At 50.9% G+C, this 24,112-nt stretch carries 23 protein-coding genes; 19 read left to right on the top strand and 4 right to left on the bottom strand.

Annotated elements, in window-relative coordinates:
• Window positions 1-4 precede the first annotated feature (4 nt).
• The 15 genes from DPRO_RS20370 to DPRO_RS03120 all read left to right on the top strand — a co-directional run bounded on the left by DPRO_RS20370 (window position 5) and on the right by DPRO_RS03120 (window position 14,966).
• Window positions 5-175 (top strand): hypothetical protein, encoded by a 171-nt coding sequence (locus DPRO_RS20370; protein ID WP_197706493.1) that lies wholly within the window; start codon window positions 5-7, stop codon window positions 173-175.
• The gene (locus DPRO_RS03060; protein ID WP_097010737.1) at window positions 162-3,152 is read left to right on the top strand and encodes a type I restriction endonuclease subunit R; all 2,991 of its coding nucleotides are present in this window, start codon (window positions 162-164) and stop codon (window positions 3,150-3,152) included. Before DPRO_RS20370 ends, DPRO_RS03060 begins: the two co-directional genes overlap by 14 nt.
• Window positions 3,142-3,234, top strand: coding sequence for a winged helix-turn-helix domain-containing protein (locus DPRO_RS20440; RefSeq protein WP_232005687.1), 93 nt, complete (start codon window positions 3,142-3,144; stop codon window positions 3,232-3,234). The genes DPRO_RS03060 and DPRO_RS20440 overlap by 11 nt, the downstream gene beginning before the upstream one ends.
• A 260-nt stretch (window positions 3,235-3,494) precedes the next feature.
• Window positions 3,495-3,785: an ACT domain-containing protein gene (locus tag DPRO_RS19900; protein WP_157917349.1), complete on the top strand. Its 291-nt coding sequence runs from the start codon at window positions 3,495-3,497 to the stop codon at window positions 3,783-3,785.
• Between the two features lie 2 nt (window positions 3,786-3,787).
• The gene (locus DPRO_RS03070) at window positions 3,788-4,729 is read left to right on the top strand and encodes a Kiwa anti-phage protein KwaB-like domain-containing protein (RefSeq protein WP_097010739.1); all 942 of its coding nucleotides are present in this window, start codon (window positions 3,788-3,790) and stop codon (window positions 4,727-4,729) included.
• 23 nt (window positions 4,730-4,752) lie between these two features.
• Complete coding sequence (locus DPRO_RS03075) at window positions 4,753-5,076, top strand: hypothetical protein (protein WP_157917350.1); 324 nt, start codon at window positions 4,753-4,755, stop codon at window positions 5,074-5,076.
• Window positions 5,077-5,138: 62 nt separating this feature from the next.
• A complete protein-coding gene (locus DPRO_RS03080) occupies window positions 5,139-7,094 on the top strand; it encodes a TrkH family potassium uptake protein (protein ID WP_097010741.1) in 1,956 nt (651 codons plus the stop codon).
• Window positions 7,095-7,110: 16 nt separating this feature from the next.
• Complete coding sequence (locus DPRO_RS03085; RefSeq protein ID WP_097010742.1) at window positions 7,111-7,776, top strand: potassium channel family protein; 666 nt, start codon at window positions 7,111-7,113, stop codon at window positions 7,774-7,776.
• Window positions 7,773-8,465 (top strand): hypothetical protein, encoded by a 693-nt coding sequence (locus DPRO_RS03090; RefSeq protein ID WP_097010743.1) that lies wholly within the window; start codon window positions 7,773-7,775, stop codon window positions 8,463-8,465. The genes DPRO_RS03085 and DPRO_RS03090 overlap by 4 nt, the downstream gene beginning before the upstream one ends.
• 169 nt (window positions 8,466-8,634) lie before the next feature.
• Window positions 8,635-9,480 carry a mechanosensitive ion channel family protein gene (locus tag DPRO_RS03095; RefSeq protein ID WP_097010744.1) on the top strand — a complete coding sequence of 282 codons (846 nt, stop codon included), beginning with the start codon at window positions 8,635-8,637 and terminating at the stop codon, window positions 9,478-9,480.
• Complete coding sequence (locus DPRO_RS03100) at window positions 9,477-10,415, top strand: M48 family metallopeptidase (RefSeq protein ID WP_097010745.1); 939 nt, start codon at window positions 9,477-9,479, stop codon at window positions 10,413-10,415. The genes DPRO_RS03095 and DPRO_RS03100 overlap by 4 nt, the downstream gene beginning before the upstream one ends.
• Complete coding sequence (locus DPRO_RS03105) at window positions 10,412-11,380, top strand: calcium/sodium antiporter (RefSeq protein WP_097010746.1); 969 nt, start codon at window positions 10,412-10,414, stop codon at window positions 11,378-11,380. The genes DPRO_RS03100 and DPRO_RS03105 overlap by 4 nt, the downstream gene beginning before the upstream one ends.
• Window positions 11,381-11,391: 11 nt before the next feature.
• The gene (locus DPRO_RS03110) at window positions 11,392-12,459 is read left to right on the top strand and encodes a lysylphosphatidylglycerol synthase transmembrane domain-containing protein (RefSeq protein WP_232005688.1); all 1,068 of its coding nucleotides are present in this window, start codon (window positions 11,392-11,394) and stop codon (window positions 12,457-12,459) included.
• Complete coding sequence (locus DPRO_RS03115; RefSeq protein ID WP_097010748.1) at window positions 12,452-14,737, top strand: glycosyltransferase; 2,286 nt, start codon at window positions 12,452-12,454, stop codon at window positions 14,735-14,737. Before DPRO_RS03110 ends, DPRO_RS03115 begins: the two co-directional genes overlap by 8 nt.
• On the top strand, window positions 14,715-14,966 hold the full coding sequence (locus tag DPRO_RS03120) for a TFIIB-type zinc ribbon-containing protein (protein ID WP_232005689.1): 252 nt from the start codon (window positions 14,715-14,717) through the stop codon (window positions 14,964-14,966). The genes DPRO_RS03115 and DPRO_RS03120 overlap by 23 nt, the downstream gene beginning before the upstream one ends.
• A gap of 880 nt (window positions 14,967-15,846) precedes the next feature.
• On the opposite strand, the gene DPRO_RS03130 is transcribed toward DPRO_RS03120, so the two are convergent.
• The 3 genes from DPRO_RS03130 to DPRO_RS03140 form a co-directional block, all read right to left on the bottom strand.
• On the bottom strand, window positions 15,847-16,497 hold the full coding sequence (locus tag DPRO_RS03130; RefSeq protein WP_097012874.1) for an IS1595 family transposase: 651 nt from the start codon (window positions 16,495-16,497) through the stop codon (window positions 15,847-15,849).
• A 40-nt stretch (window positions 16,498-16,537) separates the two neighbouring features.
• Window positions 16,538-16,822, bottom strand: a complete 285-nt coding sequence (locus DPRO_RS03135; RefSeq protein ID WP_157917351.1) for a hypothetical protein — start codon at window positions 16,820-16,822, stop codon at window positions 16,538-16,540.
• A gap of 220 nt (window positions 16,823-17,042) precedes the next feature.
• A protein-coding gene (locus DPRO_RS03140; RefSeq protein ID WP_407681385.1) for an IS3 family transposase occupies window positions 17,043-18,163 on the bottom strand; the annotation gives its coding sequence in 2 pieces (ribosomal slippage) (window positions 17,043-17,885 and window positions 17,888-18,163; 1,119 coding nt in all).
• Window positions 18,164-18,703: 540 nt separating this feature from the next.
• On the opposite strand from DPRO_RS03140, the gene DPRO_RS03145 reads away from it, so the two are divergent.
• The 3 genes from DPRO_RS03145 to DPRO_RS03155 all read left to right on the top strand — a co-directional run bounded on the left by DPRO_RS03145 (window position 18,704) and on the right by DPRO_RS03155 (window position 21,457).
• A protein-coding gene (locus DPRO_RS03145; protein ID WP_097010279.1) for an IS3 family transposase occupies window positions 18,704-19,866 on the top strand; the annotation gives its coding sequence in 2 pieces (ribosomal slippage) (window positions 18,704-18,976 and window positions 18,979-19,866; 1,161 coding nt in all).
• Between the two features lie 9 nt (window positions 19,867-19,875).
• Window positions 19,876-20,163 (top strand): type 1 periplasmic-binding domain-containing protein, encoded by a 288-nt coding sequence (locus tag DPRO_RS03150; RefSeq protein ID WP_157917352.1) that lies wholly within the window; start codon window positions 19,876-19,878, stop codon window positions 20,161-20,163.
• A 16-nt stretch (window positions 20,164-20,179) separates the two neighbouring features.
• Complete coding sequence (locus tag DPRO_RS03155; protein WP_097010753.1) at window positions 20,180-21,457, top strand: PAS domain-containing protein; 1,278 nt, start codon at window positions 20,180-20,182, stop codon at window positions 21,455-21,457.
• A gap of 1 nt (window position 21,458) precedes the next feature.
• On the opposite strand, the gene DPRO_RS03160 is transcribed toward DPRO_RS03155, so the two are convergent.
• Window positions 21,459-22,624 (bottom strand): IS3 family transposase gene (locus tag DPRO_RS03160; protein WP_097010545.1). Its coding sequence is split into 2 segments (ribosomal slippage): window positions 21,459-22,346 and window positions 22,349-22,624, totalling 1,164 coding nucleotides; the frame shifts between segments, so codons are not numbered across the junction.
• A 78-nt stretch (window positions 22,625-22,702) separates the two neighbouring features.
• Between DPRO_RS03160 and DPRO_RS03165 the strand changes: the two genes are divergently transcribed.
• The gene (locus tag DPRO_RS03165) at window positions 22,703-24,073 is read left to right on the top strand and encodes a PAS domain-containing hybrid sensor histidine kinase/response regulator (protein ID WP_232005690.1); all 1,371 of its coding nucleotides are present in this window, start codon (window positions 22,703-22,705) and stop codon (window positions 24,071-24,073) included.
• Window positions 24,074-24,112: the final 39 nt, after the last annotated feature.

Genomic DNA, 24,112 nt, shown 5'->3' on the forward strand with positions numbered 1-24,112 from the left:
GCTGATGCGCGAATACCGCACCCGGCTGATTTCCGATGTAGTCACAGGCCAGGTGGATGTTCGTGGTATCGAAGTGCCGGAGGTTGCCGAGGACGAGCTGCTGGCCCTGGAAGAGGACACCGCCGAATCCGATGACGTGATCGATGACGAGGGGGACATGGATGAAACCGACTGACACCAGCGAAAAGGGCCTGGAATCGATCATCGTCGCCTCCCTTGTGGAGGATGCCGGATACGTTCAGGGTGATCCGCAGGACTACGACCGGGAACACGCTGTCGACCTGGCCAAACTGCTGCAGTTCCTCGCCGCCACCCAACCCGATACCTATGAGGCTCTCGGCATCGACGAGGAAGGCCCCAAGCGCACACAATTCCTGCACCGCCTGCAGGGCGAGATCGCCAAGCGCGGCGTGGTAGACGTGCTGCGCGGCGGCATCAAGCACGGCCCGTCCCATGTGGACCTTTTTTACGGCACGCCGACGCCGGGCAATGTGAAGGCGGCGGAACGGTTCGCGGCCAACATCTTTAGCGTCACCCGCCAGCTCCGCTACAGCCGCAACGAGACCGCGCTCTCCCTCGATATGGCCGTGTTCATCAACGGCCTGCCCATCGCCACCTTCGAACTCAAAAATAAGCTCACCAAGCAGACGGTGCTCGATGCCGTGCAGCAGTACCAGCGCGACCGCGACCCGAAGGAGCTGCTGTTCCAGTTCGGCCGCTGCGTCGTCCATTTTGCCGTGGATGATCACGAGGTGCGTTTCTGCACCCACCTCAAGGGCAAGGGCTCGTGGTTTCTGCCCTTCGACAAAGGCTACAACGACGGTGCTGGCAATCCGCCCAACCCGGCCGGGCTCGCCACCGACTACCTGTGGAAGGAGGCCCTCTCCAAGGCGGGGTTGACCGACATTCTGGAAAACTACGCCCAGGTGGTGGAGGAAAAGGACGAGAAGACCGGCAAAAAAAGGCACAAGCAGATCTTCCCCCGCTACCACCAGCTAAAGGTGGTGCGCATGCTGCTGGCCAATGCCGCTGAGAGCGGCGTCGGCAGGCGCTACCTGATCCAGCACTCGGCGGGCAGCGGCAAGAGCAACTCCATCGCCTGGCTGGCGCACCAGCTTGTGGGGCTGGAGCACGAGAGCAAGGCGTTGTTCGATTCGGTGATCGTGGTCACCGACCGGCGGGTGCTCGACAAGCAGATCCGCGACACCATCAAGCAGTTTGCCCAGGTCTCCGCCACGGTCGGCCATGCCGAGCACTCCGGTGACCTGCGCAAATTCCTTAAGGCCGGGAAGAAGATCATCATCACCACGGTGCAGAAGTTCCCGTTCATCCTCGATGAGATCGGCGACGAACACCGCAAGAGCAAGTTTGCCATCATCATCGACGAGGCCCATTCCAGCCAGGGCGGCAAGACCACTGCCGCGATGAATCGTGTGCTGGAAGAGACCGCGCCCTACGGCGGCTCTGATGACGAGGGGGAAGAGACGGTCGAGGACAAGATCAACAAGATCATGGAAGGCCGGAAGATGGTGACCAACGCCAGCTACTTCGCCTTCACCGCCACCCCCAAGAACAAGACCCTGGAGATCTTCGGCGAGCCGGACCCTCAACCCGACGGCACCGTGAAGCACCACCCGTTCCACAGCTACACCATGAAACAGGCCATCCAGGAGGGCTTCATCCTCGATGTGCTGAAGAACTACACCCCGGTGGAGAGTTATTACCGTCTGGCCAAGACGGTGGAGGACGATCCGCTCTTCGACGCCAATAAGGCCCAGAAAAAGTTGCGCCGCTATGTGGAATCCCACGAGCACGCCATCCGCGAGAAGGCCGAGATCATGGTGGACCACTTCCACGCACAGGTGATCGGCCACCGCAAAATCGGCGGCCACGCCCGGGCCATGGTCGTCACCAACGGTATCGTGCGGGCCATTCAGTATTTCCACGCCTTCAACGACTACCTCAAGGAGCGCAAAAGCCCTTACGAGCCCATTGTGGCCTTTTCCGGCGAGCACGAGTACGGCGGCAAGAAGGTCACGGAGGCAACGCTGAATGGATTCCCGAGCAGCCAAATTACTGACAAAATCCAGCAGGACCCGTACCGCTTTCTGATCGTTGCCGACAAATTCCAGACCGGCTATGACGAGCCATTACTTCACACGATGTACGTGGACAAGGCGCTTTCAAGCATAAAGGCGGTACAGACGCTTTCACGCCTTAATCGCGCCCACCCGAAAAAGCACGATACCTTTGTCTTGGATTTTTATAACGACTCGGAAATCATCCAGAAGTCGTTCGAGCCCTATTACCGCACCACCATCCTCAGTGACGAGACCGACCCCAACAAGCTGCACGACCTGAAATCGGATCTGGACGGCTACCAGGTCTATTCGCAGGCGCAAATCGACGATCTGGTGGGGCTCTACCTGAACGGCGCGGACCGCGACAAGCTCGACCCGATTCTGGACGCCTGCGTGGCCACCTACAACGCCGATCTCGACGAAGACGGACAGGTGGATTTCAAGGGTAAATCCAAGGCTTTCACTCGAACTTACGGCTTTCTATCGTCCATCCTGCCGTTCTCGAATGCAGCTTGGGAGAAACTGTCGATCTTCCTAAATTTCCTGATTCCCAAACTCCCTGCGCCCAAAGAAGAGGATCTGTCCCGGGGTATCCTGGAAGCCATCGACATGGACAGCTACCGTGTCGAGGTTAAAACCAGCCTGAAGGTTTGCCTAGCGGACCAGGATGCTGAAATAGGCCCCGTGCCCACCAGTGGCGGCGGGCGCAAACCGGAACCAGAGCTGGATCAACTGAGCAACATCATCAAGGCGTTCAACGACCAGTTCGGCAATATTGCATGGAAGGATGGCGACAAAATCCGCAAGGTCATCGCCGAGGAGATCCCTGCCAAGGTAGGTGCCGATGTGGCCTACCAGAACGCCATGAAAAACAACGACAAGAAAACCGCCCGAATCGAACATGACGCCGCGCTCCAGCGGGTCATGATCGAGCTGTTGGCCGACCACACCGAGTTATTCAAACAGTTCAGCGATAACCCGTCGTTCAAGAAGTGGCTGGGTGACACCATCTTCGGCGTGACCTATCAACAGTCAGATCAAACCGCGACGGGGGTAAGCCATGGACGTTAAAACGGCAGCCATTCAGGTTTTGCAGCAGGCCGGAACGGCACTGCACGCTACCACCTGTGAGATATGGGAGGTACAACCATGAAGCTAAGGTTCGCGTCGTCCCTACTGATTTTTCTGAGTGCATACTCGCCGCTCTCCATAATCTTTTTGATTCAGGACTTCGATTTTGCCAAAAAAGAGGTTATGCACCCAGAGATTGTTTGGCCCATCCTGGGACTATCCCTTCTGTCCTGTGTTCTCCTTTGGGTGGCAGTTCGTTATCTCAAGAGTTCTTCGCCCCCGATAAGCGTAAAGTCGGTTTCCAATCGCTCCGGGGAACTCATCAATTACAGCATTCCATACATGATTTCCTTTTTTGTTATGGATCTCGGCAATCTGAAGCTGCTGCTCAGCTTTGGATTTTTCATGTTCATCATGTACTGGCTCACCATGAAAACCCACAATATTTTCATCAATCCGGTGCTGGCCGTGATGGGGTACAACATCTATGACGTTCATTACGAACGGAATGGCAATGAGTGCGAGGATTTCTTTCTGGTAAAGGGACCCCGCCTTCGAAAAAACGAACGCTGTCGAATCGTTGAGATATCTGAGCAGCTATATGTCGTAACTGAGCGCAACCCAGAGGTGTGAACATGGACGAGCTAAAAAAAACACTCGGTACGATCAAAACAATTGACTGGGACAGCGCCTCGGTTTCTTTCTTTGTCGTCAAGCGCAAGCTTATCCAGCGCAGCGCGAAATATGACATTTTTCACGTCAATGTTGACGAGCCACTTAGAAAAAAGTTGAGAGGCATAACCTCAGGAAAAATCAAGAAGTCCAACGTGGCGATTGAGTACGATTTCAACACGGCCGACTTGGATGACAACCTGCTTGGCTTGCCGACCGCCGATACGGATTTACAAGCCATTCTTCAAACTCTCCAAGATGATGAAGACCCTCCGACAGTAGACCAGTACGAAGCACTGCTGGGTTCCTGGCTTTATATCGCTCGCCTGGACATCAAGGATCAGCCTCCTCTCTTTTCTGCTCGCCGCGTTTCGGAGGGGTGGACCACCAAAAAGGTGATGCAGCTAATCAATATGGTGTTTCAGAATAATATGCTGGTAGACCTTGGAGAGCAGGAGATTTTCCGCATCGATGGCAAGGTCGACTTCTTCACTTATGACGGCATTATTTTTATCGCCGACAAGAAGAACTTCGAAACCGCATTGAATTTTCGAGAAGGCATGGAGCGGAACCGGGACGAAATCGTCAAAGAATTTTCTTCACTTGGCTTGTTCGAGAATGCGGCTGCGGTTTCTGATCTGGTCGGGAATAATCTTCGCCGTTTAAGAAGGCTCTCTCAGGTTAAAAAAGCTGGCTATTACAAAGACCCCTCATTTCTGAAAAACCTCAAAAAAGTCAACGAAAAAGAGGCTTGGGGGATTCAATACTCAACAGACGGCAAACTTCTGGTTACGGAGGAGGATATCGAAACGGTCCTCCGAGTTCTAAATAATGACCGGCTCACGTCCAAGATCAATGCCGAAAATTTCGATGTGGACGTCAAGCATAAGATTGGGGCCGGATAATGGCCGCGTTTGAAGGAATAAATATGAATGAAGACAAAAAACAGAATAGTTGGCCTCGAAAGCTCTTTATCCTGTGGATTGTTGTGGCTGCCTTCTTTGCTTTGATGGGGTGTGAACAGGAAAGGCCACCCAGGGCAAAAACGGCCATGGAAATTGAGGCAGAAAACGGAATCAAGCGTGTTCAGCAAGGAGACGTGAGCATTGTCGTTATAGATGGCTGCGAATACATTATTTACAAGGAAACGAATGGAAACAACCAGGGTTATGGCTATATGGCACATAAGGGAAACTGTAAAAACCCGATTCATGGCTATAGCAAACCGGTGTCTTCCGAGAAGGCGGAATAAGGACTGCCACTGAAATGAAATCACGAGCATATATTTCGCGAATAGGACTGGAGGGAGTTCTCATGGCTCTTTCACCATGTCCGCTTGCGCTCCCTTTTCTCGGACTCGAGTCAGTGTATCCACAGAGTTGGCAGCTGATCATTTCGGCCATTGCGGCAATCTCCTGTTTGGTGTGCGCTCTGACTATTTTCCGTCGTCCATTATTCGGCAAAGTGCTTGGTGCCGGTGCTTCTGTTGCGAGCTATATAACCGCATTCCCGTATCTCTCAACAAGTCCCTTTGCTGCGCTTACCGGTTCAGTAGGTCTTGTTTTTGTCGCCGCCATGTTGTTTGATTTTGACATTAGAATCACTGGAGAGCGGAGCAATCATGTCGAACGCTGCCTCCAGCGGGCTCGTTGGGCTGCTCTGACAGTACCCGCTGTCGTCGTCGTTTCTTTGCCATTAGAGCTCTCTGCGAGTTCACCAGCATTGTACATTTTTGCAGCTTCTTCTCTTATTGCCCAGTCTCTTTTTCTCCACTGGGCAGTGAAGATGCGATCAAAGCCACGCATTGCCCTGTCAGCAATCGGTATTTTGGCCATAGTCCTTTTGTTGCTATGGCCTTCGGCAATGAGTGTCGCTGGAATGGTTGGTATAGTAAGTCTTATCAATCTCATGATGATTCCTAGTTATCGAAACATCCTTGAGCGCGAAGATCATTGGTGGGACGTTTTAGTTAACCATCCTGGCAGAATCCTGTTCACGACATTTTTTATCCTTTGTACGGTGGGTTCGCTCTTACTCACTGTTCCGGCATCGACCGAAAACGGTGCCATTGACCTTGTCGACGCAATCTTTACTTCTGTAAGTGCGGTGTGTGTGACCGGCCTCGTTGTTCTCGACACACCCAATGATTTCACTCTCGTCGGACAGATATTCATCTTGCTGCTAATTCAGCTTGGCGGGCTCGGCATTATGAGTATCACGACGGTCGCGCTACAAGCGATGGGTCGCCGTCTCAGTCTCAAGCATGAACGACTTTTGGCGTCGATGACAGATACCAATCATCAGGATCTGATTCGAGCCCTGGCTACTATTCTCAAGTTCACCCTTCTTGCCGAAGGATTGGGTGCGTTGTCCCTGACAATGCTGTTCTATGCTTCGGGAGATCAATTCAGCCAAGCCCTCTGGAGGGGTTTGTTCACAGCGGTATCGGCCTTTTGCAACGCAGGGTTTGCCTTGCAAACTGATAGCTTGATTCCTTACCAGGCAAATCCTTTTGTCCTGCATATTGTCGCCGGACTTATCGTTTTCGGGGGGATGGCACCGGCCACCAGTTTGATTGTACCGAAATGGGTGAGAGGAAAACCCGTTCCGATTTCAGCAAGAATCGCTTTGATTACCACAGTTGCTCTGCTGATAGCGGGAACTTTTTTTGTGCTCGCCTTTGAATGGAATGGTGTTTTGGGTGGATTATCAATAGTCGACAAAATACAGAATGCGTGGTTCCAGTCGGTGACCCTGCGAACGGCCGGATTCAATTCCGTTGATATTGCCAATATATCGAGTCCAACGCTTCTGATTATGATCGCCTTTATGTTTATCGGCGGCAGTCCGGGCGGAACAGCCGGTGGCGTGAAAACCACGACGATCGGAATACTTGCGATGACCTTTTGGTCAAATGTCACGAATCAAAACCAAATCATCACTCAAAACAGACGTATTCATTCCGGAACGATTTATCGTGCTGTCACCGTTCTTGTTTCCGGTATGGCTATATGGTTTGTTGTCGTACTGATGTTACAGGTCACCCAGGAAATATCCTCCCGGGATTTGATTTTCGAGGCCACATCGGCAATAGGCACGGTCGGCCTGTCTACCGGAGCCACTCCCTTGCTGGACGAAATAGGCAAGGTAATCATCATCATTGCCATGTTCGCCGGACGTATCGGGCCGATTACCTTATTCATGCTTTTAAACGATGATCAGGCGGTTTCCGATACCAGACATCCGGTGGAAAGCGTGTCAATAACATAAGAAGCGAGGTCAGTGAATGTCACAACAAATATTGATAATCGGACTTGGTCAGTTCGGGATGTCTCTTGCCCGGACACTCTCCGACAAGGGAGCAGAGGTGCTTGCCGTGGATATAAGCAGGAATCTGGTCGATGAAGCTGCCGCGTTTGTGGCAGAGGCAGTGGTTATCGATGGCACCGACGAGGTTGAGCTGGCGCGTCTGGAGCCCAGCAAGAGGGATTCCGCTGTTTGCGCGATAGGTGACGATTCGAAGGAATCTTCCATCATCTGCACTGCTCTGTTGCGCCAAATGGGAGCACCTGTAGTAATTGCACGGGCAAACGACAAGATGCATCAACGCATATTGCAACTCGTCGGTGCTCACCAGGTCATTAACCCTGAGCAGGAGTTTGGTAAACGATTTGCGAACCGACTGCTTTATAGAGATATAGTTGTCGATACGAGTCTTGGTGAAGACTTGCATCTCACGGAGATTCGGATTCAACCGGCAATGATTGGCAAAAACCTCATTGAGCTCTCTTTGCCGAAGCGTTTTGGCGTTATGGTAGTCGGCATTCGCAGAGGAAGCCCTGCCAGAATTCTCCAGCCATCACCGAGTGATCCTCTACGTGCAAATGACCATCTGATTATTGTCTCGAGTGAAGCGGCTATACCACAATTAACCAAGGGGTTTCAGTTATGAAACTCGCACAATCAGTGAAAGTTGGCGCGTGGTTTCTTATCGCACTCAACCTGCTTATAGCTTTTGGGTCGATATGGATATTTATGCGGATGGCTCCGGCAATCGAGGTAATCATCTCCCAAAACGAGGTGTCACTTGAAGCATCTGAAGAAATGCTGGCAGCCCTGTTGAATATAAAGACATCTGAGATTCCTTCTGCCGAGTTAATCGAATCATTTGTCAATGCATTGACAAAGGCGAAAAACAATATCACTGAGAAAGAAGAATCTGCCGTCATTGATACAATTATCCATCACTACGAAGATGCGTACAAAGGCAATAACATTGCTCAGAAGAAAACGGTTAATGCAATCGTTACATTGGGAGATATTAACCGAGCCGCAATGCGGAGGGCTGACGCCAATGCTAAGCAATTGGGATACGCCGGAGCCTGGGGGGTTGTGTTCATGGCAACCATCACCTTCATGGTTGGCATGATCTTTTTACGTTCCATGAAAAAGAATCTTTTGGAGCCGGTGCAAGAGATCGACGCAGTGATAATAGCTTTTCGCGAAGGAGATATGATGCGGAGGTGCTCAATGAAAAATCCGCCGAAGAGTATCAAAAAGATTTTCGGCAATATAAATGATCTCCTTGATATGCAATGTTCTGCCAGGATTGATGGCGGATCACAAGAAAAGAAATCATGATAACGGCATATGCAGCAATCGCTTTTGGCCTGGCACTTCTTGTCTGGAGTGCCGATCGCTTCGTAAAAGGCTCAGCCTCCACTGCCCGCCAATTGCAGCAATGTCGAAGGCATCACTTGGGGCATTCGCACATGTTGCTGGGAATATCACATAAATAGGAGGAGTATAAATGATTATTGAGTTTTGGAATTCCCATTCGGAGAGCATTATTGGCATTGGGTATAAGGCTCTGTTGTGCGTCGCAATTCTTTTTGCCTGCACACTTGTCGCCAAAGGGGTAAGACGTTCGATTAAAAAGGCAAATGATCGCTTTGAGAGGCTTGATGCCACTCTGGTGCCCATCCTCTGTGCTACGGCTAGCTATGTGATCTATATCATTGGCGGTGTGTTCATTCTTGATATTTTCGGGGTGAACACGACGAGTATCATCGCCTTGCTGGGTGCTGCGGGCATTGCTGTCGGCTTGGCCCTAAAGGACACCTTAAGCAACATTGCGGCTGGAATTATGTTGTTGTTTATTCGTCCTTTTCGGTCCGGTGATTTTGTCGAGGTTGGATCAGTCAAGGGGACCGTCAAAGAGGTCAATCTGTTCACTTCCATCTTGGAGACATTCGACGGAATCTATATAGCCTCGCCTAACAGCGTGATTTGGGGAAACAACATCAAGAACTACACGCGTAACGGCAGACGTCGTATGGATATCGTCATCGGAATCGCGTATTCCGATTCTATTGATGTCGGTCTTGATGTGTTGAAAAGAATAGCGGTGGAAGAGCCACGTTTTTTGCGGGACCCGGCTCCAGAGACGATGGTTGTCTCCATGGCTGAAAGTTCCGTAAACCTCCAGCTTAGGGGATGGACAACAATTGAAGACTATTGGCAAACCTACTGGGATTTGAACAAACGAGTCAAAGAGGAAATCGAGAAGGCCGGGCTGACCATTCCATTTCCGCAACGAAGCGTACATGTGGTGACAAATCCGGGGACAGTCGATGCGGCCGAGGCTGGCGCATGATGCTCGCCTTTGCCAATGTTGCATCCGGTCGCGCCCTACTGGGTTGGCGCAAACATCTTTTTTTTCTCCTGCTGGTGGCCGGGTTGGCCACAATTCTTACCGGCTGCGAAAATACCGATATGCAGCTGGCTACCGAGGCTGGAGTTGATGCCTTTAAAGCCGTTACCCTTTCCGACCAGGATGTGATGGAGTTGGCTGGGAAATCATCAGCCTTAATGGACAAACAGCATTCGGTTGCTCCGCCCGAAAACCAGTATACCAAGCGGTTGCGGTCGCTGGTCGGCGATCTGTATGAGCAGGATGGCTACACATTCAATTACAGGGTGTATCTGCGCGACGAGGTGAATGCTTTTGCCATGGCGGACGGATCTATTCGGATTTTCAGCGGCCTGATGGATATGCTCAATGATGGCGAACTTCGATTTGTGATCGGCCATGAAATGGGCCATATCGTGAAACAGCACACCGCCAAGCAGTTGCGCCTTGCCTATGCCGCCAGCGCTGTGCGCAAGGGGCTGGCGGCACAGGAGGGGGTGGTGGCGGATATTGCCCGCTCGCAACTGGGAGGGTTGGTGCAACGCTTGACCGCAGCGCAATTCTCGCAGCTTGAGGAGAAGGTGGCGGATGACTATGGCCTGTCGTTCCTCAAGGCACAAGGTTATGCGCCGGAGGATGCGGTTTCGGCCTTGAACAAACTCGCTGCTCTGGGCAGCGGCCATTCCTTTCTTTCCAGCCATCCCGATCCGGCTCTGCGGGCCGAACGAATAAGCCTGCAGATTCAAGGCAAGGCCCTTTCCATTGAAGAGACCCAAGAAAACATACTGACGACGATGAAACAGAAGATGATCGAGTGGTACAACCATTTGCGGGATATGGTCATGGGGCTGATCAAGAGCCTTGCGGGACTGTCTGATATAAAAAGGGGGGTGGCATGACACTCCCCTTTATCGCTGTTTTTTTCGGTTTGGCACTCCTCGTCTGGAGCGCCGACCGTTTTGTGGAGGGCTCGGCCTCCACCGCCCGCCATTTCGGTATGCCGCCACTGCTGATCGGCATGTTGATCGTCGGATTCGGCACTTCCGCGCCGGAGATGGTGGTCTCGGCTATTTCCGCCTCGCAGGGTAACCCGGGCATCGCCCTAGGGAACGCCTACGGCTCGAACATCACCAACATCGCCCTGATCCTGGGGGTGACGGCCTTGATCAGTCCCATCGCCGTACATTCGCAGGTGCTGCGCAAGGAACTGCCAATCCTCACCGGCGTGACTGCCCTGGCGGCATGGCAACTCTGGGATGGCGAGATCACCCGGTTCGATGCTGTGGTGTTGCTCTGTGTATTCGCCGGGTTGATGGCCTGGACCATCTGGCAGGGTATGCAGAAAAAAGCCGATGCGCTTGGGAGCGAGGTGGAGCAGGAACTCGACGTCCGCGCCATGCCGATCCGCCGTGCGGTCTTCTGGCTGGTGGTGGGTCTGGTGTCGCTTATCGTGAGCTCCCGCATCCTGGTCTGGGGCGCGGTGGAGATCGCCCATGGATTCGGGGTCAGCGACCTGATTATCGGCCTGACCATCGTCGCGGTCGGCACCTCGCTGCCGGAACTCGCTTCGTCGATCATCGCCACCCGCAAGGGGGAACATGACATCGCACTTGGCAATATCCTCGGCTCCAACCTGTTCAACACCTTGGCGGTGGTGGGTATCGCCGGAGCGATTCACCCTATGGCGGTCGGGCCGGAAGTCTTCAACCGCGACATCCTTGTCATGGCCGTGCTGACTCTGTCGCTGTTCATCTTCGGTTATGGGTTCCGGGGGCCGGGCCGCATCAACCGTATCGAGGGCGCGGTGCTATTGGCCTGTTATGTCTGTTACACAGCCTACCTGGTGACAACGGTACTGACATGAAGGGTAGGTCGGTGAGCGTAAAAGGCCTGGAACCCTCGCGGCAGGATACAAAAAAGGCAGTTTCGGTTCGCTGGACTGCTTACGCCTTACTGTTTCTTGGGTTGAGCTGTGGCGTGCCTTTTTTTATTTATCGGCAGGTCGGCGCACAGTCATTTTCTATCAATCAGCACCTGTGGTCCTGGCCGGTTATTTCCGCACTCGTCCTGCTTCTGACGATTTATTTTGTCAGTGATGCACTGCGCCTGCACTTCATTCTCAAGGCGTCGGGGCACAACCTCGCCGCAGGGAACCTCGGCAAACTGACATTCATCAATATTCTTTTTTCCAATATTACCCCCATGGCGACTGGCGGAGGTTTTGCCCAGGTTTGGTTTCTTTATCGACGCGGCGTTTCGATTGGCACGGCCACGGCGGCGACAACCATTCGGACGTTTATTGCGATGTTTCTGATTTTTCTCCCCATACCGTTCCTTGTCGCGGGAATGCCGTATTTCCGGGATGGCGGCATGATGACCAGTGTCGGCTGGATTTTGGCCAGTGTCGCCATCGGCTACCTCGCCTGTTTTCTCGTGTTGTTGTTTCGTCTACGCTGGCTGCTGCGACTCTTCGACCTGGCCGCCAAAGGGCTGGTCTGGTTGCGCCTCACCAGCCATGAAAGAACGCGGCGTATCAAAGCTAAATTTCTCAGGGAAGCGGTACGATTCTCGCGCTGTTTGAAAATTTACGTTCGGGGGGACAGGATAGACGTATTCCTCTCCGTCTTCTTTACCTTTATCTTCCTCCTTTCTTTGTTTTCGTTCCCCTCTGTACTGTTCTGGGGCGCGGGCTATCAGACGAATTACTTTACAACCACCGGCCTACTGGTGGTGTCGACCTGTATCATGTATTTCGCGCCGTCGCCTGGAGGGGCTGGATTTGCCGAGGGTGTTTTCGGATTGTTTTTCGCCTCGCTCATTCATGCGTCCGAACTGGTCGGCATCATACTGGTTTGGCGGTTTTTGACCATCTACCTCGGCATGCTTATTGGAATCCCCGTAACCTTGCATGAGCTGACCCGTTGGAGGATTGGCAATGGCTAGATTGTCATGGTGGCGGGCGCTCTTCTATCTAAACATGCTTATTCTGTTCCTGGTTATTTTCTATAAGATCTACCTCAATTTCTTTGAACAGGACTACGGTGCCGTCCATGCTGAACAGATTGAGAGCGTCGAATCGATTCTGCATGGAGAAGAGACGTTCAGTTTCGCCGTTGTTGGAAACATCAATAACTCTGTGGGCATTTTTGAGCGAAAGATCATTCCCGAACTCAACCAGAGCGATGTAGCGTTTGTCGTTTCCGCCGGAAACGCGGTCAGCGGTGCAGGCGAAGATAAATACCGCGCACTGCACCGGACCATGGGTCATCTTGAAAAACCCTATCTCCTGACTTTTGGCGATAACGAGCACGGCACTTTTGGTGGTTTCCGATACTATGACCACTACGGGCCATATGTTTTCGCATTTTCAGCGGGGAACAGCAGATTTATCTTTCTCGACAGCTCCGGAAAAACCTCCTTTAAGTGGCAGGCCCGCTGGCTGGAGGAAGAGCTTGAAGTCGCGCCGAATCAGAATGTTTTCCTTTTCGTCGGGCATCCTCTTCTGCCGGTTGACAAAAAAGGCACATTCGATTTCGATGACGATTATCTGCCAGATGAGGAATTCCGTAGTCTTCTCATGCCCATGTTCCGGGATTCCAGAATAAAAGCGGTCTTCTCGTCGAATTTGCCGCTCTTTTCAGTCCAGGAATACAACGGTACTCCTTTTGTTGTGACGGGTGGCGCAGGTGGGTTTATTCTCAACAATGATCGCAGTTTTTATCATTACGTGAAGGTCCAGGTCAGCCGGAGCCAGGTGGATATTGAACCTGTCAGGCTGAATATCGGACAGCACACGGTCTTTCGTACAGTTGAAAGCATCTGGTTTTTTATTCATTCTTTGTTCTATGTCGGTTATCTCAATTACCTGCTTATTGTTTGCTTTCTCATTGTCAGCGCTTACTGGCTATATTCACTCCTGTTGAAAGAACGGGATTACTATCCTGATTTCAATCAGCCATCCGAACCGAATCTTGATCGAGAGATCAAGATCGCCATGTTCACCAATAACTATCTGCCCTTTATTGGCGGCGTTCCGATTTCGATCTATCGACTCTCTTCAGTTCTCAAAGAGCTGGGGCATAACGTCCTGATTCTGGCACCACAATACGAACAAATCGTAGAGCCGCCGGAGGAACGGGGTGATGTCTTCAGGCTTCCTTGTCTTTTTAGGCAAGCGGCCGACAAAGGGATCGTGGTGCCAAATATTTTCTCCTTGGCGGCAATCAGAAAAGTGCGCGAATTCGCGCCTGACGTGATTCATATCCATCATCCCTACTGGATGGGAACAGTAGGACTCTGGATGGCAAGGCGATTAAAGATACCGGCGGTCTACACCTACCATACACGGCTGGAACATTTTTCTTACGCAGTCCCTTTGCCCAAAGCCCTGTTTCGCAATTTTCTATCTCACGCGCTGGTGCGGAGGCTCGGCAACCAATGCAACGCCATCGTCGTTCCCACGGAAGCTTCTGAACATTATCTGCGCATGATTGGCGTGAAGACTCCCGTGTTCGTCGTGCCTACAGGTATCGAAACCGACAAGTTTGCCAAACTGTCTGAACTGGAAGGAGCCCGATTGCGCGCTGAGCTTGGCATAGCAAACGATGAACTGGTGCTGTTGAGTGTTTCCAGATTGAGCGCCGAGAAAAATATAAGCTTCATGCTCGAAGCGGTTTCCCTTCTGACAAAGTATTGTTCGCGGAAATTCAAGCTTGTTCTTATTGGTGACGGCCCTGAGCGGGAACGTCTTTATAAGATGGCCGAGACTTTAGGTTTACAGGATACCGTGCTCTTTCCAGGCGCGGTTCCTCCCGCAACCATGCCAGCCTACTACAGCCTGGGTGATATCTTTGTTTTCGCGTCCACCTCGGAAACACAAGGGATGGTTATCCTTGAAGCGATGGCAAGCGCAATGCCCGTTGTGTCGATCAGGGCCAGCGGCATCGATGATTTTGTTGTTGACGGCATGACCGGATTTAAAACGATGCAGAATATCTCCGCCTGGACAGAAAAAGTACAGCTCCTGCTGGAAAATGACACGTTGCGACACGAGTTGTCCGGCCATGCGGCATCAATGGCAAGCAGGTTTGGAATAGACGAGTTTGGCAAAAAAATGATACGAGTTTATGCTCATGTTTTATTTAACAGAAAGGAGACGTGCAATGAAATGCCCGGTGTGCAAAGAAACCAATCTGGTAATGACGGAAAGACAGTCCATTGAAATCGATTATTGCCCCGAATGTCGTGGTGTATGGCTAGATCGTGGCGAGCTGGACAAGATCATCGAACGGTCAATGCAGGAAGCGGTCCCATCAGGTAAAGAACCATATCGAGATACCGGACGCGACCATGGCGTAGAGCAACGTTATCCCCAAGGTGACCGTCATCACGATTACAAACACAAGCAACACAAGCGAAAGTCCTTGCTCGGCGAGTTGTTCGATTTCTGAGCGAAACGGGCCGCTTTCAGGCTCTCCGCTCAGCTATTAAGCCGTTGAAAAGGTGAAAACAGGAGATCCCGATACTCGCCGCCCAAGGCCAGAGTACTTCTAACAATGGATGTTTTGGAGATTAAGAACGACTGCGGGTCCAGTTCGATTCCGCTTTTGGGAACCGAACCGGCGTCCGAAAACCGGATTCGAAGTTGTTGCGGTTAAGCGCCAGGTATCCGGTCTTACTACAAACCCGTCACCCCCGTCCGGTGCCGGGAAATCGGGGGAGAAAATCGTTTCTCTGGTCAGGTTGTCGGGAAGTGGTTGTGCAAGATGACTTCGGCGTTTATTATCAAGGAGTTACGAGGAGCGCGGGCTTTGAGACTGTTTTGCGGTAGGTCGGCGTTCCCTCCACCAACTACCTACTATCTGTCTAGATAGTCTTGTTTTGGTTCCTCCTTTTTCCAATTTCTTCATTGAACAATAAAGAAAGACAAAGAACAATTTCTCGCTACACATTTCCACCAATTTTCAGTGCTGCATTCCTCATGATGTTTGGGGCTTGCTCCATTGCTCTGACCAAAGAACGCAGAAAAGCCCTATATGATACATCTAGGGCTTATATCCACATGCTATTTCGCAGGTTCAGCTATTAACCCCATCGACTCTTTCAACTCTTTGACAATCTCAATTGCAGCGTCCCTGAAAATCGACTTCCAAGCCCCAATCGAATATGCGCCTCCTGCATCGATCGTGTTCTTAGTCTCAATATTACCTATCAGAATTTCTGATTCTCGGACCTGGCTCGAAACCTTCAAAACAGTTGAGCCTGCCCCTGGCATCAACCACCTGCCAAATGCATTGCCTGGCTCATATTTTTTGGGGCTGTACCAGATAACTAGCCCATATGTCTTCTAACCCACTGTTTCAGTTGTTTAAACTGGCTTCGCGGATTGCTGTTATTAAAACGCCACTCGCATTCCTTTAAAAACAGAGAAAAATGCTTGGTTGGAATGCCGTTGAATTTCCTCATATGGCGTTTGGCCTGGTTCCAAAAATTCTCGATTCCATTGATGTGGTTGTGGCTATCTGCAAACAGCTTCGAGTGGTTGATTCGGAAGTGTTTGAACGCTGACACATCAAGGACATTGTAGCCATACCAGCAGTCCGAGTAAACCACACTGTCTGGCTGGATTCTTTCCTGAATAATGGGAAGCAAGGTTTTACCTTTCGCATCAGGAATCACCTGTGTATAGACCTTCCCGCCCCTTTTAAGGATTCCAAAAACAGGAACCTTACCAGCCGCCCCACGTCCTCTTTTGCCCTTTCGCTTGCCACCGAAGTAGCTCTCATCGACCTCAAATTCGCCAAAATCCATCCCTTCACAGGACTCTTCTACCGCTATGATTTCCCGGAGCCGGTGAAAGTAATAGGCGGCTGTTTTGACGTTCACACCAACCAGATCGGCAGCGCAACGAGCTGTCGTGCCAGCCACAAAATGTTCGATTAAACGAAGCTGCTTGTCCTTGCTCAAACGACTTTTTCGCATTGCCATACCGATAACCCAAAGGAGTTATCTGGTACAGCCCCTATTTTTTTACTGTTAGATCTATCGTGTAGTTGGAATTTTCTTCACTATACAAGCCTTCCTCGCTTAACTCATCGACAAGCGCAATCCGCATGCTCTCTGCAATATCAAGACTCTCCTCATCATCCGCAAACACATAACCGGATTCATCTTCAACAGAGCCTATGGTGTACTTGGATTCAGAAGGCAATGAAGTATGACCATTTTCGAAAACCATATCATGATGCCGAGTTCCACAAGCAGCCAACAAAAAGACCAAGGATAAGCAAAGAAGTACTTTTTTCATTTTCAACCCAAATTATGAAAGTAAAAGGTTCCTAAAAAGTGTCTGTCTGCGCCTCCCCCCATCCTTTGGACCACTGATCGGTCTTTTTAAGGTGGAGCCCGGCGTCCGAGTTTGTGCCTCCGAGGAGGCGGGTCGCCATAGCCGTTGTGGAGCGTAGCCCGTCCCCGTAGGGGCGGCCCGAAGGGCCGAGGGCGGAGCGGAGCAACGGCTACGAGCCAAGTCAATGAACATTCAAGTTGCCCCTGTATACGTCAGCGGGAGTTCTTTTGTCCAACGACGAATGACCGCGCTCCTCGTTGTAGTACCGAAAATAGCGCGTAAGCCCATGGTATAGCTCGATCCCATCACAGTACGCCCTGGGGTAAATATCCTCATATTTCACCGTCCACCACAGCCGCTCAATGAAGACGTTGTCGATTGCGCGACCTTTGCCGTCCATGCTGATTGCAATTCCCTTGCTCTGCAGAACTCCGGTAAATTCACGACTCGTGAACTGCGCTCCCTGGTCCGTGTTGAACACCTCCGGCGTAGAGATGCGCAAAGCCTTGTTGAGCGCATCCACGCAGAAAGAACTATCCATCGAGTTCGATAGCTCCCAAGCCAGCACGAAGCGGCTCCACCAGTCTATCACTGCCACCAGGTACAGAAAGCCGCGCTGCATGGGGATGTAGGTGATATCAGCGCTCCAGACTTGATTTTTTCGTTCAATGGCAACTCCTTTCAGCAGATAAGGAAACACGGGATGCTCCGGGTTGGGGACACTCGTATGCGGCCCTGGAGTAATGGCCTGCAAGCCCATCATCTGCATCAGTCGCTCAACCCGCTTGTGGTTGACCTGATGCCCTTGTGTCCTCAGCCAATCTGTCATGCGCGGCGAGCCGTAATCAGGCTGACGCAGGTACTGCTCGTCGATCAGACGCATCAGGGCCAAATTTTCATCGGATTCGGCTACAGGCTTGTAGTAAAATCCCGAACGGGAAATGCCTGCCAACTTGCATTGCCGCCGGATGGAATACTCCCGATCTGGTTTGATCCACTGGCGGCGCACCTCAAGCGGCAGGCTTACAACTTTTTTTCAAGCCACTTGATGTCCATCTTGAGCCGACCGATCTCCTCAAATAACGGTGCGGTTATCTCCTCCTGGCTTTTGGCTTTCTTGCCACTGGAAAAGATGTCATCGACATTCTCAAGGAGCTGCCGCTTCCACGTGGAAATCTGATTGGGGTGCACTTTGTACTCCGCAGCCAGTTGCGCAAGCGTCTTCACGCCACGAATCGCCTCAAGTGCGACCTTGGCCTTAAACTTGTCCGAATGTTTCCGTCTTTTGCTGCTCTTTGTCATGCGTCCTTCCTTATCGGTTTAAGGACGCTGACTCCACCTTAACCGGTGGTCCGAATTTCGGGGGAAAGCGCAGTCTTAAACAGTCAAAGCAAACGACACGCAAATACAAGCCAACCTATACTTACAATAACACCCTTCATCAACCAATTTACCTCATTATTTCAGCTATACTCTGACGATAGATAAGACTTTGGTTTGAAATCATAGTAATTAAAATCTCTAATTTGACTTCTTTTCCAGCAATACAAAATCTCTAACCCTTTTTTGCGGCGCGGCAGCAAGCCGACTATTCAGCGCTTAAGTGAACACTGATCAAATACTGACAAGATAGCGACTCTTTACGATAAGAATCATCATGTACCCTCTTTAAAAATAGATTCATTGCGGAAAAAGCACAGATAAGATATTTAATAGAAATATATCCGCATTCTCAAAAGAATCTATACTTGCAAAGGATGGATTGAACATGAAGCAAGAAGTGGCCTCGGAAAACTGGACCACTCGATAAGGTGGACATAAACTGCCCGAAGGAGGCAATTCATGTCCAAGACGAGAAAACGTTTCAGCGCGGAATTCAAAGCCCGAGTCGCCCTGGATGCCCTGTCCGGGGAACACACCCTGTCGGAACTCGCCAGCAAGTACGGCGTACACCCCAATCAGGTTTCCCAGTGGAAGAAGCAGGCCAAGGAAGGGATCGTGGCGTCCTTTTCAGGCAAGGCCGTCGGCCGTCAGGATAACGGGGCCCAGATCAAGGAGCTTCACGCCAAGATTGGCCAGCTCACGGTGGAGAAGGATTTTTTGCAACAAGCCTTCGCCAAAATTTGAGCTGTGAGCGAAGGCGAGAGGTGGTCGACAAGACTCACCCCGAGCTCAGTATCCGGCGGCAATGCCGAATTCTCAAGCTGTACCGATCGACGTACTACTACGAACCGATCGGCGAATCTCCGGCCAACCTGGCCCTTATGCGCCGAATCGATGAGTTGTTTATGGAGCTGCCGTTTTTCGGTTCCAGACAGATGCGTAATACCCTACGAGACGAAGGGCAAAGGGTCGGTCGTGAACGGGTACGACGTCTGATGCGTAAAATGGGCCTGATGGCGATTTACCAAAAGCCAAAGACAAGCCATCCGCATCCGCAACATAAGACGTATCCGTATTTGCTGCGGCACAAGGCGATTACGAAGCCCAATCAGGTTTGGTGTGCCGACATCACGTATATCCCCATGACACGCGGCTTCTTATACCTTGTGGCGGTCATGGACTGGCACAGTCGGGCCGTCCTGTCGTGGAGGCTCTCAAACACGATGGATGCTGATTTCTGCGTGTCTGCCTTGGAAGAAGCCCTGAATCGTTATGGGGTGCCGGAAATCTTCAACACCGACCAGGGATCACAGTTCACCAGCTACGAGTTCACACGGACGCTCAGAGAGGCTGGAATTCGTATCTCCATGGACGGTCGAGGCCGATGGATGGATAATGTGATGATCGAGCGTCTGTGGCGTTCGTTGAAATATGAATGTGCTTACCTGCGTGAGATGGGAACCGGAAGCGAACTGCGGCAAGCCTTGGCTTGGTGGTTCGATTTCTACAACAATCGACGTCCGCATTTTGCTTTTGACGGCAAGAAGCCGATGGAGATATATCAGAACCGTTCCAGGCCAGAGGGGGTACCCCCTCTGGCCTGGAACGAAAGAGCGGCGTAGCTCGTAAACGTGTCCACCTTAAAATCGTCGCTCAGTGGTCCGAAGAACCGAGGCCACTTCTTTGGGACCACTCCAAACTTTGCTTCTGCATTTAGTTATGAATCAGTATTGGCGTTGGCCGAAGGCCTGAGAAAAACCAACGGCAACTCCAAAGGCCTTGTCGAAAGTTTAGCGCCAAGCCCTGTCATCAAAGGGGTCATCAATTCTTTTAGGCTGAATGAGTATGGGGACGTTGAAAGAAAGATCTTCATTACGACTATTCAAAATGGTCAGTACAGGACAATAGAAATGCGCTAACCACGGCTTGAATATTATGGCGACAGAATCATTAAGGCAGTTAGTTCAACGGAACCTGAACAGTTGGATGCTTATACCAAGCATATGCATCATACTGCTGCTCGGCATTTATGCAGCCTACGAAAAAAGCAGAGATTTTCAATCACAAAACACCGTACTCATTGAAGCTCTAAGCAAACATGTCGTATCTCAAACCAATGATGCAAAATCTGCCCTGGCTTCTCTTTCGTCCAGTATAACTCGTTACGATCCCTTCTGGTTTCACTGGGTCCTTAGCAATTTTCTTCTTGCCTACCCACACTATGAACGCCTCGTTTACCTAAGCCCAAATGGCAAGCTTTTGGCCACCTCGCCCCAGGTAGACTCCCTGATATCCATGGAATCGTTCATAGACAAAGTCTCTGACGAACCAACATTACTCTCCCAACCAATAAACTCTCCACTTACACACAAAGTCGTCGTGTATATTGGTATGCGCATGACAAACGGCAATATTCTCATTGGAGAACTCAGCATAAAGTCTCTCAATGAACATTTCACCGACATGCTTCCTTCTGGAGAGGGAAAACTGGTTCTGTGCGACTACTATGGCAACCTCATATCCCATCCAGACTATAGCAAAGTAGTGACTCAAGAGAATATTGGTCACTTAAGTATCATCCGCGATTTCAGAGAAAAAGGAAACCACACAGCACTGTATGAATCTGAAGGCACCTACTATTATGGGACATTGGCTTCTATCCAGCCAAATAATTGGCTTTTATTGAGGTCTCAGCCTGTTAAAGATGTTTTCTTGCCAGTTCTCGCCCCTCTTTTCGCCCTACTGACAATCATCTTGAGCCTGTTTTTTATTTTCGCTCATCTACTACAATATAAATTGCGAGAATCCATTGTTAAGCCCCTTGCGGCATTCACGGATTCAATTGAGCTAACAGCTCAAGGTCAGTATGAAAACGTCAGTAGCCAGTTGGAGCAATTCAAAGAACTGTCTGTCATTGAAGACAGATTCAATGACATGCTTCAACGCATCAACGCCAGAGAGCAGACTAATAAAGAAAGCGAAGAACGGTTTCGCCAGTTGGTCGAAAATATCCATGAAGTTTTTTGGATTTCCGATTTCGATAACGAAAAAATCATCTATGTCAGCCCTTCGTATGAAATAATTTGGGGGCGTACCAGAGAATCCCTGTATGAAAATGCGGATACGTTTTTCATGGCGATTGATGCTGAAGACAGAAGTGGGTTCACTTCCTTGGACCAGTCAGCGGCGAATTTAAGGTGGACAGTTTCATAGGCTACGCCGCCTTGTGGGGCCAAGCCAGAGGGGGTACCCCCTCTGGCTTGGGGCCTTCCTGATATATCTCCATCGGCTTTCTGCCGTCAAACGCCTTGTGTGGGCGGCGGTTGTTGTAGAAATCGATCCACCAGGCCAGGGCCTGCCGCAACTCGCTTCCCGTTTCCAATTCCCGCAGATACACGCATTCGTATTTCAGTGATCGCCACAGGCGTTCGATCATGACGTTGTCCATCCAGCGGCCGCGGCCGTCCATGGAGATGCGGGCTCCGGCTTCCCGGAGCGTCCGTGTGAACTCGTAGCTCGTAAACTGCGAGCCTTGGTCCGTGTTGAAGATTTCGGGCACGCCGTAGCGGTTCAGGGCCTCCTCCAGGGCGGACACGCAGAAGTCCGCTTCCATGGTGTTCGACAGCCGCCAGGAGAGCACCGCGCGGCTGTGCCAGTCCATGATCGCCACGAGGTACAGGAAGCCCCGCTTCATCGGGATGTACGTGATGTCGGCGCACCACACCTGGTTCGGCCTCGTGATCGCCTTGCCGCGCAGCAGATACGGATACGTCTTGTGCTGCGGATGAGGCTGGCTGGTTCGCGGCTTCTGATAGACCGCCATCAACCCCATCTTGCGCATGAGCCGCCGGACGCGATTGCGCCCGAGTTGATGGCCCTCATCGCGCAGGATGTTGCGCATCTGCCGGGAGCCGAAGAACGGCAACTCCAGGAACAACTCGTCGATGCGCTTCATGAGCGCCAAGTTGGACGCGGACTCGCCGATCGGCTGGTAATAGTACGTTGAGCGGTGCAGCTTGAGGATTTCGCACTGCCGTCGAACACTGAGCATCGGATGCCCCTTGTCGACGATGTCTCGCCTTCGCTCGCAGCTCATATCTTTGCGAAGGCTTGTTGCAAAAAATCCTTCTCCACCGTGAGCTGGCCGATCTTGGCGTGAAGCTCTTTTATCCGGGCCTCATCGCTTTGTTGGGTCTTTTGGGCCTTGCCCGCAAAGCCAGCTACGATCTGCTCCTTGGCCTGCTTCTTCCACTGGGAAACCTGGTTGGGATGCACGCCGTACCTGCTGGCGAGCTCGGACAGGGTGTGTTCGCCGGACAAGGCATCCAACGCGACACGGGTCTTGAATTCGGCGGTAAAGTTCCTTCTTTTCCTGGACATCAAAAGCCTCCTTTGGGCTTCTTACGTCCACCTTAGCTCGTGGTCCAGTTTCCTGAACCCACTTCTGACCGCTTTCGTGTGACAGACGCTTTCAACGCATTACGCACCGATGGGAAGATAGTAGATGAAAAATTCAAGATACTTCTTCCTACCAGCAACCAGAGATGGGTAAGAGCTCAGGCTTTTCCTGTATATGATGACAAGGGAATACGTGTTCGAATGGTTGGTATCGCTGAAGATATTACGGAAAGCAGAGCCATTCAAACAGCGCTGGTCAAGGCCAAGCAGGATGCTGAATCTGCAAACCAGGCTAAAACCGAGTTCCTTACGAACATGAGCCATGAACTGCGTACCCCACTCAATGGAATTCTGGGTATGCTCCAGCTCACACGAGACACAAAGCTCACCACAGAGCAATTTGAGTATCTCGATACAGCCATCAGCTCGAGTAAAGTTTTGCTTAATGTTATTAATGACATCCTTAACATCGCACAAATCGAAGCTGGCAAGCTCATCCTGCATGGTCAACTGTTCTCATTACACGAGATACTTGAGACCATTTATAAATTCTTCAAGCATTCGGCTCTTTCCAAGAATGTTGATCTTACTATGGAAGTTGAACCCGGCCTTCCAGCTCATTTGATCGGCGATGAAGTACGGATACGTCAAATCCTCTTCAATCTCGTTGGCAATTCAGTCAAATTTACTGAAGACGGCTCAATACATGTTCACATTCAAAAGCTTCCAATCAGACCCAAAGACGATGTTATCGTAGTGTTGTTCACAATTGCCGACACTGGAATAGGCATCCCTGCCGACAAGATAAACTATGTATTCGAGTCATTTACACAAGTCGACGGAACATACACGCGACGTTACCAAGGCACAGGTTTAGGGCTAGGCATTGTTAAAAACCTTGTAACCCACATGAATGGAACAATTACTGTTGATAGTGATCTTGGCGAAGGAACAACTATGTTCGTGACACTTCAATTGAAAGTGCCAAGCAAAGAACAAATGGCCCAACTTTCGGTCAATAAAAACCTTAATAAGGATGATCACGGAAGGTATACGATCCTGATAGTAGAGGACGACAGGGTCAACCAAATAGCTATCAGCAGAATGCTTCAAAAAATGGGACACTCCCCCACCTGTGTGGATAATGGGAAAAAAGCCTTAGAAGCATTGAAGAAAGCTGAATACGACTGTGTCTTCATGGATATTCAGATGCCAATCATGGACGGGATTGAAGCAACCAATATCATTCGTCAATCGAAAGATATGGCCCACCTATCAGACATACCAATTGTCGCACTCACTGCTCACGCAATGCCTGGAGACAGAGATAAATTTTTAAAAATGGGAATGAATGACTACATTTCCAAGCCGGTAACGAGTGACCAACTGTATGCTGCATTGGAGAAGTTAAATCTTAATGAAGGGCAATAAGAGTAACAGGTGTGTTCACTAGCAGTAAGTAGTTTTTTC

Origin of the sequence: Pseudodesulfovibrio profundus (genome assembly GCF_900217235.1) — a bacterium.
Classification (GTDB): Bacteria; Desulfobacterota; Desulfovibrionia; order Desulfovibrionales; family Desulfovibrionaceae; genus Pseudodesulfovibrio; species Pseudodesulfovibrio profundus.

Excerpts from the sequence above, each read along its gene's own strand:
- DPRO_RS20370 (WP_197706493.1), top strand. The coding sequence starts at position 5 with ATGCGCGAATACCGCACCCGGCTGATTTCCGATGTAGTCACAGGCCAG.
- DPRO_RS03070 (WP_097010739.1), top strand. The coding sequence starts at position 3,788 with ATGGACGAGCTAAAAAAAACACTCGGTACGATCAAAACAATTGACTGG.
- DPRO_RS03120 (WP_232005689.1), top strand. The coding sequence starts at position 14,715 with ATGACGGAAAGACAGTCCATTGAAATCGATTATTGCCCCGAATGTCGT.
- DPRO_RS03080 (WP_097010741.1), top strand. The coding sequence starts at position 5,139 with ATGGCTCTTTCACCATGTCCGCTTGCGCTCCCTTTTCTCGGACTCGAG.
- DPRO_RS03135 (WP_157917351.1), bottom strand. The coding sequence starts at position 16,822 with ATGAAAAAAGTACTTCTTTGCTTATCCTTGGTCTTTTTGTTGGCTGCT.
- DPRO_RS19900 (WP_157917349.1), top strand. The coding sequence starts at position 3,495 with ATGATTTCCTTTTTTGTTATGGATCTCGGCAATCTGAAGCTGCTGCTC.
- DPRO_RS03155 (WP_097010753.1), top strand. The coding sequence starts at position 20,180 with ATGGCGACAGAATCATTAAGGCAGTTAGTTCAACGGAACCTGAACAGT.
- DPRO_RS03115 (WP_097010748.1), top strand. The coding sequence starts at position 12,452 with ATGGCTAGATTGTCATGGTGGCGGGCGCTCTTCTATCTAAACATGCTT.
- DPRO_RS03090 (WP_097010743.1), top strand. The coding sequence starts at position 7,773 with ATGAAACTCGCACAATCAGTGAAAGTTGGCGCGTGGTTTCTTATCGCA.
- DPRO_RS03100 (WP_097010745.1), top strand. The coding sequence starts at position 9,477 with ATGATGCTCGCCTTTGCCAATGTTGCATCCGGTCGCGCCCTACTGGGT.
- DPRO_RS03130 (WP_097012874.1), bottom strand. The coding sequence starts at position 16,497 with ATGCGAAAAAGTCGTTTGAGCAAGGACAAGCAGCTTCGTTTAATCGAA.
- DPRO_RS03105 (WP_097010746.1), top strand. The coding sequence starts at position 10,412 with ATGACACTCCCCTTTATCGCTGTTTTTTTCGGTTTGGCACTCCTCGTC.
- DPRO_RS03095 (WP_097010744.1), top strand. The coding sequence starts at position 8,635 with ATGATTATTGAGTTTTGGAATTCCCATTCGGAGAGCATTATTGGCATT.
- DPRO_RS20440 (WP_232005687.1), top strand. The coding sequence starts at position 3,142 with ATGGACGTTAAAACGGCAGCCATTCAGGTTTTGCAGCAGGCCGGAACG.
- DPRO_RS03085 (WP_097010742.1), top strand. The coding sequence starts at position 7,111 with ATGTCACAACAAATATTGATAATCGGACTTGGTCAGTTCGGGATGTCT.
- DPRO_RS03060 (WP_097010737.1), top strand. The coding sequence starts at position 162 with ATGAAACCGACTGACACCAGCGAAAAGGGCCTGGAATCGATCATCGTC.
- DPRO_RS03075 (WP_157917350.1), top strand. The coding sequence starts at position 4,753 with ATGAATGAAGACAAAAAACAGAATAGTTGGCCTCGAAAGCTCTTTATC.